We start from the raw sequence: 12856 nt of genomic DNA on the forward strand, positions 1-12856 counted from the left end.
CTTTACTTGATTTCATTTTAAGACAACAAAATTAGATTCACAATCAATATGACAGATAAGATACAAATAGCAGGGAGAGTTAAATAGAACTCTGCTTTTTTTCGTGCGGAAAAAAATGCATCATGATTCCTATATTGTTTGCCAATTGGGTTTGACAGTATCACCTTATCCCATAAATACCCGACCCAGATCCAGATAAAGAACGAAAACCCGATCAGGATAAATAGTTTCAAGTACAAAGGAGGTACAGTCATAATCGCAAATGCAGTAACGCCTAAAAGCTTAAAGTATCCTCCAAAGTAAGTTGTATTACGTAAGATGATTTTAATAAATAGTTCATAAAATCCAAACGGGGCAAGATTCTTCATAAATATTTTCTGTGATTGCGGGAATAGTAACGGTTGTTTTCTTTTAATGATTTTTTGTTTTTCAAACCCTGGACTTGCACCAAAAATTAAATTGATAAAACGCAGTCTTTCTTCATTTTCTTTCGTTATTTCTTGTAAGAAGTAACGTGTTGTATGAAATCTTCGATTGACTAATATAAATGCCATAGCGGTAAAAAGGAAGGATATTCCAATAAAATAAACTGGCACAAAAACATAATTAGAAAAGAGAATAATCGTACCAACTAAAAATAAAACAAAAATACCAAACAATAACAGTTTTTCTATCCAACCGGTCCAGTACGATGAAAGAATCATTTTTATTGCCATGATACAGAATGAAAAGCCGACAAATAACAGCATAAAACAAATAATTTCTGAAAAGGAGAGTGAGTATTTACTAGTTAGAAAGGGTAACGCTACAATAACGGCGATTATAATAGAGATCGTACTTTTTATTAACGAATAGAGATAGGACCATTTCTTAAGATTAAAATATTTCAGCTTATGTTTCAGTAGAAACACCTCATCAGCTTCTTTTACAAATGTTCGATAACGGCTTGTCCACGAAATAAAATAAATAAAGACTGCTATAATAGGAAGATATACAAATTCACCCCATGCAGGCAGGTCTACCCACCAGGAGCGATAAATAAATCCCGCTATTACGAGACCGGGAACGACAATATATAGCAGAACCGTCCAGTCCAAAACCATTTTCACCACTTTATATTGAAAGCGAAAATCCTGTAACAGACGATTAAACAGTATCGCGAGACTACTCATGGCCTTTGTCCGCAATCAAATGATGGTAGCAGTCAAATAGTGAAGCTCCAGGCAGACTGCAGGTTCCACGGAAATCCTCTAACGTACCATAGGCAAGCTGTTGTCCATGGTCAATCAATACAAACTGATCACAAACCTTTTCAGCAGTATCCAGTACATGAGTACACATTAATATTCCAACCCCGCGATTGCGTTCCTCCATAATCATTTCCAACACGATTTTCGTGGCAATTGGGTCCAATCCCATGAATGGTTCATCAATAATCAGCAGGTCAGGCTTAATCATTAAGGCTAAGATGAACATTGCCTTTTGCTGCATTCCTTTCGAATAGGTACCAGGTAATTCATGAATATGGTTTGTCAGCTGAAATTTTTTCAATAGAGGAGTCACACGGTTATTTAAAACCTCGACTGAAAGCTCCTCAACAGCTGCGATAAAATTGATATGTTCTTGTAGTGTAAGTTCATCGTAAAAAACAGGACGCTCTGGAAGGTAAGCCGTCGCAATCCCTTCCTTGAATAGTATTTCACCCTCTAAAAAGGGAATATGGCCAAGAATACTTTTAATCGTCGTACTTTTCCCGGCGCCGTTAGCTCCTATTAATCCGATTAATTCACCTTTATGTATAGAAAAATCGAGATGATGGATTTTTGCTTCACCGGGATCATATCCTGCTTCATTGATTTTTATTGATATAAGTGACATAATCATTCCCTCCCGTAATATACTACGAAAGCTTATTGTGAAAAGATTCAAATTTCTCCCAATACAAAAAGGTCAGCCATACAGGATTTGTGCATGGCTGACCTTTTATATTTATACCGACACTTGTGATTGAGTATTTTTCTGTTGCTCTTTTCGGTTTAATAATCTAAACAGCGGTGGCAGGACAAGGATCACAAAGACAATCCGCAGCACTTGAACGGCTACAACAAAGGTAGAGTCTGCCCCGAGAATAACTGCTGTTGTAGACATTTCCGCCACTCCTCCAGGTGCGAAGGCCAAAATAGAGGTAATAAGAGAAATGCCTGTAACCTTCGAAACGATAAACGCACATAGAAACATCGCAATGATTAAACCGATCGTACCTAATAATGCTACAACGACCGTTCTTGCAACCCCAATAAACATACTTCTTTGGAAGCGGGATCCCACACTGGCTGCTATTAATACCTGTGAAAGAATCATAATGATTTCCGGCCACCAGATAGCTAAATCATGGCCAGTAACAAAGGAATAAACACTTTGAAAACTAGCAACAAAGATCATTCCGCCCACAAGCCACGGTGCAGGAATTTTTAAAAACTTACCAACAAAATAACCGGCCCAGGCCGCTAATCCTAATACTACAGTCCCCAACAGCTGGCTCAGTGAAAATCCGGTTGTCGTAAGAGTATTACTGGCTGTCACCGAGGAATCCACAGGAGAGACCAGCCAGGCTGAAACTATAATGGGAATGGTTAGTACGGTTAAAAATACACGCATGGTCTGTACAATACTAACAATGGCTGTATTTGCACCAACCTCATCGGCAATACCGGGCAATGTTGCCACCCCTCCCGGCGCAGTAGCAAAAAAGCTTGTAATCATATCGGTCTTACTGAACTTCCAAAGAAGTAACCCGGAAAGAAGGGAAAAACCAATCGAGAGTAATAGCATAATAGAAATGGTGATCCAGTTTTCACTAAAAATATGCAAAACGGAATAATTGATTTGTTTCCCAAGCTCAATCGCTAACAGCCATTGACCCATATTCAGCCAGTAGGTTGGAAGCCCTTTTGGCGAGCTAGTTATATTTAGCCACCCAGGCTGCCGAAAACAAAGAAAAGCAGCTAATATGATCGTCCCCAGCATCCAGCCAATTCCCAGACCTGTTAACGAGAAAAAGAACCCGCCAATACTGCTGACTAAAATAAACATTATACTGTGATAAAGGGTTTGATTTCGTTTCATAACATTCCTTCTTTAATCGTATTATTGGGTAACAATTATAATAATAAATATAGTACATTTTTACAAAGAAAGAAAATATATTGTTCGTTTTTTGCCTCCATTTCAAAGTTTGCTAAATATTCATGTTACTATAGTATAAAGGGGGAGATTTATAGATGAGAAGGAAAATAACCATAATAGCGATAAGCTGTTTGCTGCTTCTGAGCGGATGTTCATTAATCAGCGAGGTTAACAGTACAGTCGAGTATGCAAACGATGCTACTGAATACATTGAAACCGTGCAAAAATTTTCCAATCAATTACCAACACTGGCAAAAGATGCAGTCAGGGATGAAGCTGGAAGGGAAAGTCTTGAAAGCGAATTAATGGCCATGAAAGAGGAAATTGGGAAATTTAATCAGATTAAGCCGCCTACCATAGCAGAGGATCTTCACAATCAAATAATGGACTCGAATAAAAAATTTGAAGAGGCAATAGACCTATATTTAACAGATATGGAGAATGGCATCATAAGACCATTGGAGGAAACGGGAATTTTAACAACCATTACTGACATTTCAACTTTGCTGGAGAATATCCAACAGCTTGTGAATTAGTTATCATTGTAAGCGCGAAAATTTCAAATTAACTTTACATTTTGCCAATACCATATTATGATGATATAAGAATATGAATATAGCTTCATCTACTAGGGGTGCCATCATAAGGCTGAGAGAAAACATCTGTTTTCAACCCTTCGGACCTGATCCGGATAATTCCGGCGTAGGAAAGTAGGATTTAATTTAACTTTCTTTTTGATAACAATGCCGGGTCCTTACTAAGGGATCCGGCTTTTTATATTACCAATTTCAACTAAAGAGAGGAGAAACAGAATGAACAAAACATTGAAACTGACAATGACAGCGATGTTTGTTGCAATTGGAACACTTACAAGCCATCTGATTTACATCCCAATTGGATTTACTAAAGTTTTCCCGATACAACATTTTTTAAATGTATTGTCTGCTGTCTTATTAGGTCCAGCTTATGCTGTTCTACAGGCATTTACTGTTTCATTATTAAGAAATATCATGGGAACCGGCTCTGTCTTTGCGTTCCCAGGAAGTATGATTGGTGCCTTTTTGGCTGCTTACTTATTTATGAAAACAAAGAAGCTGTCCTTTGCATTTGCCGGAGAGATTGTTGGTACAGGCATATTAGGCGGGTTAGCGTGCTATCCTATTGCAACTCTTCTTTTAGGCCAGGATGCCGCTCTGTTTGGCTTTATCCCAGCATTTATTATCAGTTCTTTTGCCGGAAGCTTCATTGGCTTTATCATGTTAAGTATCATGCTAAAAAACCCTGCAATTAAATCTTTTCAGCAAAGAAATCTATAAATAGATTCTAGTGTGAAGATGAAAAAAATAAAAGAACAGCTTTGATTTTGATTAGATAAGCTGTTCTTTTTCTATGTCTATTATAAACGATTCGATAAGGCCAATAAAAGCTTTGAAATTTCCTCAAACCTTGATATACGTGAATTTATTTCTTTTGCTTTTTCCAGTTGGTTAATGACTGTTGCATTGATCGCTGTGACTTCTTCTGTAATATTCTGCAAATTGATTTGAAGCTCTCGTAATGTCTTTTCGATTTCTACACTCGCATCATTACTATGTCCAGATAATTTTCTAATCTCATTCGCTACGACCCCGAACCCTTTTCCCACTTCACCAATTCTGGCAGCCTCAATAGCTGCATTTAATCCAATTAACCTTGTTTGCGATGAAATGGACTTAATAGAATCAAGAATTTGGTTGGTAGTCTTAAATTTATTATTAATTTCATCCGCCTTGCCTTGCAGCATAATACTGTCATTATTCAATTGAGAGGCCACTTTTATAAATTCATCAATAATATGTCCAACCTCATTACTAGATTCTGCAAGCTCGAACGCACTTTTGTTTAAACCTGTCCACGTTTCTATATTTTTCGCTATGCCGACAGATCCAATGACATTTCTATATTCATCTAAAAGAGGATACCCATAGATTCTGACAGGAATGCCATATAAAGAAGCATCCATGTTCTTAGCCGCAGGTTTCTTCGTCCTCATGGCATCTGCCATTGCTGATTTTGGATTTACAGGATCACCGGGAGAAATATTTAATTTAACCGTTTTGCCATCCTTTTGTATGATAAATTTTTCTTTATCAGTAACAGCAAAGCCCATATCAGTCTGCATAATTTCTGCAATCCAAGGAGTAATCGTAATTAATGCCTGCATTAATTCCTTTCCAGTTGCTCTGATTTCCATTGGTTTCTCCTTTCTCTATGTACGAATGAATAAAACAATAAGGAAATATTTTCTTCAAATAATATTATACATAAATATTATGGGGGAATATGTGATAAAAAAGGATTCCATAACATTATAAATAATCTTAGCAATGAAAGAGTCATAAAATTGACATATTTTTTCTGTTTATTTTACGTTGACAATATACCATAATGGGTATATTGTATGACGTTTAAGGGATATTAAAATAACTAGTCCAAAAAACATTTGATTTTTTTTAGAATAATTCATACCCTTGTGGGTATAGAGTTTTTTTGAAAGGAAGTCCCTTAAAAATAGTTGAAATGAATAACAGGGAGGAAAATGACATGGCAAAACGAGTAGCAATTATCGCAAGTAACGGAGGTTTATTCGACGCATACAAGGTATTTAATATTGCGACAGCAGCAGCCTCTTTAGATCAGGAAGTTTCCATCTTTTTCACATTCGAAGGATTAAATTTAGTTCATAAGGAAGCTAATAAACAACTGCCTATTCCAGAAGGAAAAGAGCATTTTGCAGAAGGTTTTGCCAAGGCAAATGTACCGCCAATCCCTGATATGGTTGCCTTGGCTCAAGAGTTGGGTGTTAAACTAATCGGTTGTCAAATGACTATGGATGTAATGGAACTTGATAAAAGTGTATTTGTTGATGGGATTGAAGTTGGCGGTGCTGTTACGTTTTTAGAATTTGCAAAAGACGCTGACGTAACTCTAACTTTTTAATGAAAAGATAACTACTTATTATCATTCAAAATGAACCTACCATTAGGAGGAAAACTCATGACACAGAAAGTAATCATCGTTGGTGGAGTTGCCGGGGGTGCTACAGCAGCAGCTAAATTAAGAAGAATAAGTGAAAACGTTGAGATTATCTAGTTGAACGCGGTGAATACGTTTCATTTGCTAACTGTGGTCTCCCTTACTATATGGAGGATTATAAATTGATGTCCGTGAACCAATGGAGAGGGAATTTGGTTATATTAAAGGTTCCGTTAATATTCCGTTAGACGAACTAAGAAACCGTTTGTCAGAAATCCCAACTGACAAGACGATTTATGTCAGCTGTCAAGTTGGATTACGAGGCTCTTTAGCATCCTGAATTCTAAAGAGCCATGGCTATAACGTGAAAAATGTTGATGGCGGCTGGAAAACGTATTCTTCTGTGTATGGTAGTAATATCGAGGTTAATGTAGACACGACAACAAACGACTTAGGTGAGACTGTTATCGATCATACCGAAGTTCCAACAAATATGGAAGTAGAGGAAATAACAGTTGATTCAGTTGTAGATGTTACCGGATTAGCCTGTCCAATGCAAATTGTTAAGCTCAAAAAGGGAATTGAAATCGATAGATAGTAATCAAATCCTAGAACTTCATGCCATAGATAAAGGAACGTCAAATGACCTGCCTGCATGGTCAAAAAATGCCGGTCATACTCTCTTAAAAACAGAGCAAGAAGGGAACGTTAGTAAGTTCTGGATTAAAAAAAACTAACCTTTGACTCAAACTCCTGTTAGCATCATTTTCACTGACAGGAGTTTTTTCTCTTTCATTGAATTCTTATAAAATTTTATTGATAATTATAGATATATGGATATGGACTTATATCTCAATAAATAATTAATCGAAGGGATTGGTAAGGATGAGTTTTTCCAATAAAACAGTAATCGTAACAGGAGCAGGGAAAGGAATCGGAAAGGGAATCGCTCTGGCTTATGCAGAAAATGGAGCAAATGTCATTGTAGCTGAAATGGATGAAAAAACAGGCTCCCAGACCGTACATACCATTAAAGAGCAGGGAGGAGAAGCCCTTTTCGTTCAAACAGACGTTCGAAAAGAAACAGAAATCATCTCCTTAATGGAAACTGTCAACCAAGCATATGGAAGAATCGATATTTTAATCAACAATGCAGGAAAAGGAGTTTTTAAACCTCTTTTTGATTTATCAATTGAAGAATGGGATGATGTCATCCAAACAAATCTAAGAAGTGTGTTCTTAGGCTCTCGTGAGGCAGCTAAGTACATGATGCAAAACGAGGAGGGAGGGGCAATTGTAAATATTGCCTCTACTAGGGCGATCATGTCAGAGCCTAATTCCGAATCATACGCCGCTACAAAAGGCGGAATTGTAGCGATTACCCATGCACTTGCCGCTTCATTGAGCAATGAACGGATTACGGTGAATGCTATTTCTCCAGGATGGATTGAAACAGGAGATTACGCAAAGCTAAGTAAAACGGATCATGAACAGCATTTTTCAAAGAGGGTAGGGAAGCCTGAGGATATTGCAAGGGCATGTCTCTATTTAACAGCAAAAGAGAATGACTTTGTGACCGGAATCAACCTTGTCGTTGATGGAGGTATGACAAGGAAAATGATTTATGAGGAATAGATTACATAGTTAAAAACCCTCTTGGAATTCCAAGAGGGTTTCATCCTTATCTTATAGATATGGACTTTCGTGTTTTGCTTTAAGTTGATTCCAACGACGTTCTACTTCGCGTTCAAACTCTTGTAGCATTTCTTTATTTTCTTCTTTTAACATGTGTTTTGTTTTACCCATGTGTTTTAACCAGTCACTAAGTTCAATGCGTTTCTTCTTATCTTCTGGGTTATAAGTAATTTTTGTAACACCTTTTTCCACTTCATAAAGAGGGAAGAAGCAAGAATTAACAGCAGCATCTACAATCTCTTGCCCTAATGTTTCATTTGATTTCCAGTTCAACGGACAAGCAATTAGGATTTTACCATAAACCATACCTACATTATTTGCATACCATTGCGCTTTCGCAGCTTTTTTCACAAGATCTTGAGGGAATGCCTCAGAACCAGTGAATACGTATGAGATATTTGTTGCAGCCATGATTTGAGCTGTGTCTTTATGGTGGAACGCTTTACCTGCTTGATATGGTCCAACACCAGATGTACTTGTCATATGTCCAAGCGGAGTTGAATAAGACAATTGGCTTCCTGTGTTCATATATCCTTCATTATCGTACTCAACGATAATCATTTTGTGGTTACGTAAAGCAGTACCGATTGCAGGTCCCATACCGATATCCATACCACCGTCACCAGTAACCATAACGAATGTGAAGTCATCACTTAAGCCAAGCTCTTCAAACTCACCACGGCGTTTTCTTTCATGGAACATTTCTACAACACCAGATAATGTTGCTGCACCATTTTGGAAAAGGTTATGGATATACGTTTGTTTATGTGAGCTGTAAGGGTATCCTGTTGTAACGATCATTCCACATCCAGTATGGAATAGGGCAACAATATCGCCTTCAATCCCTTTAAAGAATGTCTCTAATCCAGAGAAGATACCACAGCCAGGGCATGCTCCATGTCCTGAAGAAATACGTTTAGGTTTTTTCGTTAAGGCTCTTAGAGGTGGAATCTTAACTTTTAATTCACCTGTTTCTTCGTTAGGAGTAACAGTAATAAGACCTGTACGTAAATCTTCTTTTTTCAATGGTTCTACACGACGTTTTGGTGCTAATTCTGGGTTACCAGGTGTATGACCAAAATAATCAAATGGTACTTCAACTTTATCAGCTTCAACAGCATCGATTGCTAGTTGGAAAAACTTTTCTGCATCATCTGCATAGAAGTCTTTACCGCCCAAACCATAAACACGGTTGATAACTTTTGTATCATGGTTTCCATAAGTTTGTAATGCTGCTCTAACTTCTAGAGCCATGTTACCGCCATGTGCACCGTAAGAATCTCCACGGTCACCAACAGTAATAGCTTTTACATTCTTTAACGCTTCAGCAATTTGCTTTTGCGGGAAAGGACGAAGAATGTTAGGAGAGATAACTCCTGCTTTAATTCCTTTTGCACGTAATTGGTCAACAACATCCTTACATACTTCAGTGGCTGAGTTAAGCATGAATACTGCTACTTCAGCATCTTCCATTTTGTATAGGTCAAGGATTGGATACTCACGACCAGTTAATTCAGCATATTCTTTTGCAATTCTTTCGAATACTTTTTCTGCATTATACATGGCTTCAGACTGCTGATAACGGTTGTTGATTGTATCAGGCTCATTCATATAAGCACCGATTGATACTGGGTTATCACGGTCTAATGCATGCGGATAGTTCGTTGGAACAGGACCAATGAATTTTTGAACTTCATTGTTATCCTTAACAACTTGTACACGTCTCTTTTGGTGAGAAGTGAAGTAGCCATCATATGAAACGATTACAGGAAGACGTACTTCTGGATCTTCTGCTAATTTAATTGCCATAATATTCATATCGTAAACAACTTGTGGATCACGAGCCATTAAAATAGGCCAGCCGATATTTAAAGCAAAATAAAGGTCAGAGTGGTCGCCATGGATGTTTAACGGTCCAGAAACTGAACGGTTTACTAAGTTTAATACCATTGGCATACGAGTTCCTGATTGAACTGGTAATTGCTCAAGCATGTATAAGAATCCGTTGGCACTTGTTGCGTTGAATACACGACCGCCGCCTGCTGCCGCACCATAACAAATCCCTGCAGAACCGTGTTCACCGTCAGCAGCGATTAATTTAATATCATGTTGTCCTCTTGCTTTCATTCCATCAAGGAACTGTGCTACTTCAGTAGAAGGGGAGATAGGATAATATCCCATGATATGATAGTTAATTTGATGTGCTGCATATGCAGCCATTTCATTTCCTGATTCAAATACTATTGCTTGTTCAACAGATCCTTCTGATAGACCAGCTTTTTCTTTATCTATAACAATCTCTTTAGACATGTACGTAATCACCTTTCACTATGAAAATTATTTTACTAATTCAAATAAATGTGGTACGCGGTTCGCTTCAGCATAACCATCATTTGTTTCTACTTCATTGGTTAATGCTTCAACAGGGCAGGCATGTACACATTTTAAGCAGCCTTTACAGTATTGATAGTCAATACCTTTTAAGAACATTTGCGGACGGCCTTTTTTATCAGGAGCCTCTTCCCAAACAAAACAGAAGTCAGGGCAAGCTGTATCACAGGCAGCACAGTGGATACATTTATCTTCATGATAATGAGGAAGTACGCCTGAACGTGAAATACTTAAATCTTTGAAAATACTATTTCCTGGATCAATTACAAGTCCGCCAATTGGCTGTGTTTCATATCCAAGAGTTGCCTCTTCACGAACAAATGGCTTAGCTTGTGCATCTGGACTTGCTTCAAATGTTTTAAATACTACTTCGTTATATCCACGGTCGAATGTACGAAGATTGGATTCTACTAAATGCGGATATTTTTTCTCAAATGTACGACGAATAGTATCTCTCATAGAGTCAGCATCTAAGAAATCAAGAATGCGGTATAGTGCTCCAAGCATCGCAGTGTTTACTTTTGTTTTCTCTTCTAAAGCAATTTTAGTTGCATCGACAACAGCCATAATTCCGCCGTCAATATTCATTAACGTCTTAAGCTCGTCTGGAGTTTTCATTGAGTTTACTAGAACCGTACTATCTGGATAAATTCCACTAGTACAATCTAGTGTTTTATATAGTGCATCATGGAAAATAGCTACTACGTGTGGACGTTCTACAGGAGTAGTGTCGCGAATATTTGTATAAGGTTCACAGAAACGAATATGTCCTTTTACTGGAGAACCTTTTTTCTCAGATCCATAAGATGAAAAGCTTAGTCCATTAAATCCATTTCCAACAACACCTGCTTCAGAAAGCAATTTACCTGCAAGGTTGGCTCCCAATCCGCCAATGGATTCAAGACGAATTTCAAAAAAACCTAATTCATTTACTCTAGGTAACTTAGTCAACAGAATTTCCTCCGATCAAACCAAAATAATTTCTTGCGTTTAAAATTGTGAATATTCATAAATATGCTCTCATTATAACAGCGGTTTTTTTTTTATGCAACAGATTTTTTGATTATTTATAAAACGTTCTTCAATCACCATAATTACTGGATTAGAAGTAATTTTCTGTACATTTATTTGGAATTGTACCATTAAATTTCCATTCTTGTTTCATACATATTCACATTGTTAAGTTTATTATCTATTCGATAAAAAGTATAAATATACGAGCGATTTCTGTTTTATTCGACAAGAATTGCATAAATATTTTTTATAAATTAATAAAGGAAATTTATATATTAATGATAAGTCTAGAATTATTCTATTTCTCAATACCTGTTCTGAATTTGTTTTCTTAATTAGTAAAGTGTAAGGATTTGTAGGAGAATATCCTTCTAAACAACAAGAATGCATCAAAAGAATAAAGGGAACTGTAAGTAAGGATCTAATTTTTGAGGAGGCAGCAAAAATGGAAAATGATTCACTTCGTGACCTTGTAACTGTTGAAGATGAGAGCGGACGTCAGCTATCTTATGAGGTTGATGCCTTATTTGAAATGCAGGGAGAATCCTATGCTCTATTACGAAACGAGAATGATACGGTTTTAATGAGAGTCGAAGAAGATGAAAAAGGACAGCATTTAGTTAACATCACCAATCAAACAGAAAAAGAATCACTTCTCGATGCCTATCAAATTGCTGTAGATGCCGCTCCTGCAGAGGAATGAAGTACTAAATAACTTCATAACAATCTTTTTACGAGGAGGTATTGGCAGAATGAAGCTCGGCCTACAACTTGAGATTTTCGATGAGGTGAATCAAAAAGTAAAACGTTAGCAGTAAAAGAAAAGAAGCAGCACGCTAAGTGATGCTTCTTTTTAGTCCGATTTACTTTTTGTTTTCAGATCTTTCTTTTTGTCCATACTTTAGCTGGTCGTGGTTCATCGCTTTTTCTTTATTCACTTTACCACCTAGACTTACATTTGAGAAATTTTTATTTTGATCGTTCATTTTTCACACCTCCAGGATATTAGTCTGTGCATTTTGCTGAAAAATATGATTTTGAATCAAATTAAACCCTATAGATGTATGATGGTCTGCTTTTGTATGTTAAAAATATATAGTGAAGTGAGCGTTTTTTATCAAAAAAAAGAAAGAAGGGATATTGTGCTAAAAAAATTCACCTTACATACAAACAACCGCGATGAAATGATCGAGATCACAGAAAAAGTTCAGAATTATGTAAATGAAAATAACCTTAAAAATGGAGCCATTATTGTCTATTGTCCTCATACAACTGTGGTATTACCATCAATGAAAATGCAGACCCTGATGTAAAACGTGATATGATTCGCCGCTTTGACGAAATATACCCATGGGATCATGAGCTTGACTGCCATATGGAAGGTAATACGGCAGCCCATATGAAAGCAAGTACCGTTGGCGCTTCGCAGCATGTAATCGTAACGGACGACCGTTTACTATTAGGGACATGGCAGGGGATTTATTTTTGTGAGTTTGATGGTCCGCGAACGAGATCCTTTTACGTAAAGACAATGTAATACAGTTAAACAAAACCG

12 protein-coding genes, 2 pseudogenes and 1 riboswitch are annotated in these 12856 nt (G+C 37.1%); of the genes and pseudogenes, 7 read left to right on the top strand and 7 right to left on the bottom strand.

Translation table 11 applies throughout. The annotated features are described in order from the left end of the window. Nucleotides 1-17 precede the first annotated feature (17 nt). The 3 genes from R4Z09_RS11190 to R4Z09_RS11200 form a co-directional block, all read right to left on the bottom strand. Nucleotides 18-1172: an ABC transporter permease gene (locus tag R4Z09_RS11190; RefSeq protein ID WP_338452392.1), complete on the bottom strand. Its 1155-nt coding sequence runs from the start codon at nucleotides 1170-1172 to the stop codon at nucleotides 18-20. Then, nucleotides 1165-1878, bottom strand: a complete 714-nt coding sequence (locus tag R4Z09_RS11195) for an ABC transporter ATP-binding protein (protein ID WP_338452393.1) — start codon at nucleotides 1876-1878, stop codon at nucleotides 1165-1167. Before R4Z09_RS11195 ends, R4Z09_RS11190 begins: the two co-directional genes overlap by 8 nt. A gap of 111 nt (nucleotides 1879-1989) precedes the next feature. Then, nucleotides 1990-3126, bottom strand: a complete 1137-nt coding sequence (locus R4Z09_RS11200) for an AbrB family transcriptional regulator (protein ID WP_338452394.1) — start codon at nucleotides 3124-3126, stop codon at nucleotides 1990-1992. 155 nt (nucleotides 3127-3281) lie between these two features. Between R4Z09_RS11200 and R4Z09_RS11205 the strand changes: the two genes are divergently transcribed. Together R4Z09_RS11205 and thiW are read left to right on the top strand one after the other, a co-directional pair. Then, nucleotides 3282-3722 (top strand): DUF6376 family protein, encoded by a 441-nt coding sequence (locus R4Z09_RS11205; protein WP_338452395.1) that lies wholly within the window; start codon nucleotides 3282-3284, stop codon nucleotides 3720-3722. A gap of 84 nt (nucleotides 3723-3806) precedes the next feature. Next, nucleotides 3807-3912: riboswitch (TPP riboswitch) on the top strand. A gap of 86 nt (nucleotides 3913-3998) precedes the next feature. Then, a complete protein-coding gene (gene thiW / locus R4Z09_RS11210; RefSeq protein ID WP_338452396.1) occupies nucleotides 3999-4502 on the top strand; it encodes an energy coupling factor transporter S component ThiW in 504 nt (167 codons plus the stop codon). A gap of 80 nt (nucleotides 4503-4582) precedes the next feature. Here thiW and R4Z09_RS11215 read toward each other — a convergent pair whose 3' ends face one another. Further along, nucleotides 4583-5419, bottom strand: a complete 837-nt coding sequence (locus R4Z09_RS11215; protein ID WP_338452397.1) for a methyl-accepting chemotaxis protein — start codon at nucleotides 5417-5419, stop codon at nucleotides 4583-4585. Nucleotides 5420-5769: 350 nt separating this feature from the next. Between R4Z09_RS11215 and R4Z09_RS11220 the strand changes: the two genes are divergently transcribed. The 3 genes and pseudogenes from R4Z09_RS11220 (at nucleotide 5770) to R4Z09_RS11230 (ending at nucleotide 7836) form a co-directional block, all read left to right on the top strand. After that, nucleotides 5770-6165: a DsrE/DsrF/DrsH-like family protein gene (locus tag R4Z09_RS11220; protein ID WP_338452398.1), complete on the top strand. Its 396-nt coding sequence runs from the start codon at nucleotides 5770-5772 to the stop codon at nucleotides 6163-6165. A 217-nt stretch (nucleotides 6166-6382) separates the two neighbouring features. Beyond that, nucleotides 6383-6938: pseudogene (locus R4Z09_RS11225) on the top strand (sulfurtransferase TusA family protein); the annotation flags it as partial. Nucleotides 6939-7086: 148 nt separating this feature from the next. Next, a complete protein-coding gene (locus R4Z09_RS11230; protein WP_338452399.1) occupies nucleotides 7087-7836 on the top strand; it encodes a glucose 1-dehydrogenase in 750 nt (249 codons plus the stop codon). Between the two features lie 51 nt (nucleotides 7837-7887). On the opposite strand, the gene R4Z09_RS11235 is transcribed toward R4Z09_RS11230, so the two are convergent. Both R4Z09_RS11235 and R4Z09_RS11240 read right to left on the bottom strand, forming a co-directional pair. Then, nucleotides 7888-10206, bottom strand: coding sequence for a thiamine pyrophosphate-dependent enzyme (locus R4Z09_RS11235; protein ID WP_338452400.1), 2319 nt, complete (start codon nucleotides 10204-10206; stop codon nucleotides 7888-7890). 27 nt (nucleotides 10207-10233) lie between these two features. Next, complete coding sequence (locus R4Z09_RS11240) at nucleotides 10234-11238, bottom strand: 2-oxoacid:acceptor oxidoreductase family protein (protein ID WP_338452401.1); 1005 nt, start codon at nucleotides 11236-11238, stop codon at nucleotides 10234-10236. 508 nt (nucleotides 11239-11746) lie between these two features. Here R4Z09_RS11240 and R4Z09_RS11245 point away from each other — a divergent pair. After that, on the top strand, nucleotides 11747-12004 hold the full coding sequence (locus R4Z09_RS11245) for a DUF1292 domain-containing protein (RefSeq protein ID WP_338452402.1): 258 nt from the start codon (nucleotides 11747-11749) through the stop codon (nucleotides 12002-12004). A gap of 160 nt (nucleotides 12005-12164) precedes the next feature. Here R4Z09_RS11245 and R4Z09_RS11250 read toward each other — a convergent pair whose 3' ends face one another. After that, nucleotides 12165-12287, bottom strand: coding sequence for a hypothetical protein (locus R4Z09_RS11250; protein ID WP_338452403.1), 123 nt, complete (start codon nucleotides 12285-12287; stop codon nucleotides 12165-12167). Between the two features lie 156 nt (nucleotides 12288-12443). Between R4Z09_RS11250 and R4Z09_RS11255 the strand changes: the two are divergent. Beyond that, a pseudogene (locus R4Z09_RS11255) lies at nucleotides 12444-12838 on the top strand (secondary thiamine-phosphate synthase enzyme YjbQ). Nucleotides 12839-12856 lie beyond the last annotated feature (18 nt).

Origin of the sequence: Niallia oryzisoli (assembly GCF_036670025.1) — a bacterium.
In the GTDB taxonomy this organism is placed as follows: Bacteria; Bacillota; Bacilli; order Bacillales; family Cytobacillaceae; genus Bacillus_BD; species Bacillus_BD oryzisoli.

What these genes read in the sequence shown, in the direction of transcription:
- R4Z09_RS11190 (WP_338452392.1), bottom strand. Translation starts at nt 1,172, where the DNA reads ATGAGTAGTCTCGCGATACTGTTTAATCGTCTGTTACAGGATTTTCGC.
- R4Z09_RS11195 (WP_338452393.1), bottom strand. Translation starts at nt 1,878, where the DNA reads ATGTCACTTATATCAATAAAAATCAATGAAGCAGGATATGATCCCGGT.
- R4Z09_RS11200 (WP_338452394.1), bottom strand. Translation starts at nt 3,126, where the DNA reads ATGAAACGAAATCAAACCCTTTATCACAGTATAATGTTTATTTTAGTC.
- R4Z09_RS11205 (WP_338452395.1), top strand. Translation starts at nt 3,282, where the DNA reads ATGAGAAGGAAAATAACCATAATAGCGATAAGCTGTTTGCTGCTTCTG.
- thiW (WP_338452396.1), top strand. Translation starts at nt 3,999, where the DNA reads ATGAACAAAACATTGAAACTGACAATGACAGCGATGTTTGTTGCAATT.
- R4Z09_RS11215 (WP_338452397.1), bottom strand. Translation starts at nt 5,419, where the DNA reads ATGGAAATCAGAGCAACTGGAAAGGAATTAATGCAGGCATTAATTACG.
- R4Z09_RS11220 (WP_338452398.1), top strand. Translation starts at nt 5,770, where the DNA reads ATGGCAAAACGAGTAGCAATTATCGCAAGTAACGGAGGTTTATTCGAC.
- R4Z09_RS11230 (WP_338452399.1), top strand. Translation starts at nt 7,087, where the DNA reads ATGAGTTTTTCCAATAAAACAGTAATCGTAACAGGAGCAGGGAAAGGA.
- R4Z09_RS11235 (WP_338452400.1), bottom strand. Translation starts at nt 10,206, where the DNA reads ATGTCTAAAGAGATTGTTATAGATAAAGAAAAAGCTGGTCTATCAGAA.
- R4Z09_RS11245 (WP_338452402.1), top strand. Translation starts at nt 11,747, where the DNA reads ATGGAAAATGATTCACTTCGTGACCTTGTAACTGTTGAAGATGAGAGC.
- R4Z09_RS11250 (WP_338452403.1), bottom strand. Translation starts at nt 12,287, where the DNA reads ATGAACGATCAAAATAAAAATTTCTCAAATGTAAGTCTAGGTGGTAAA.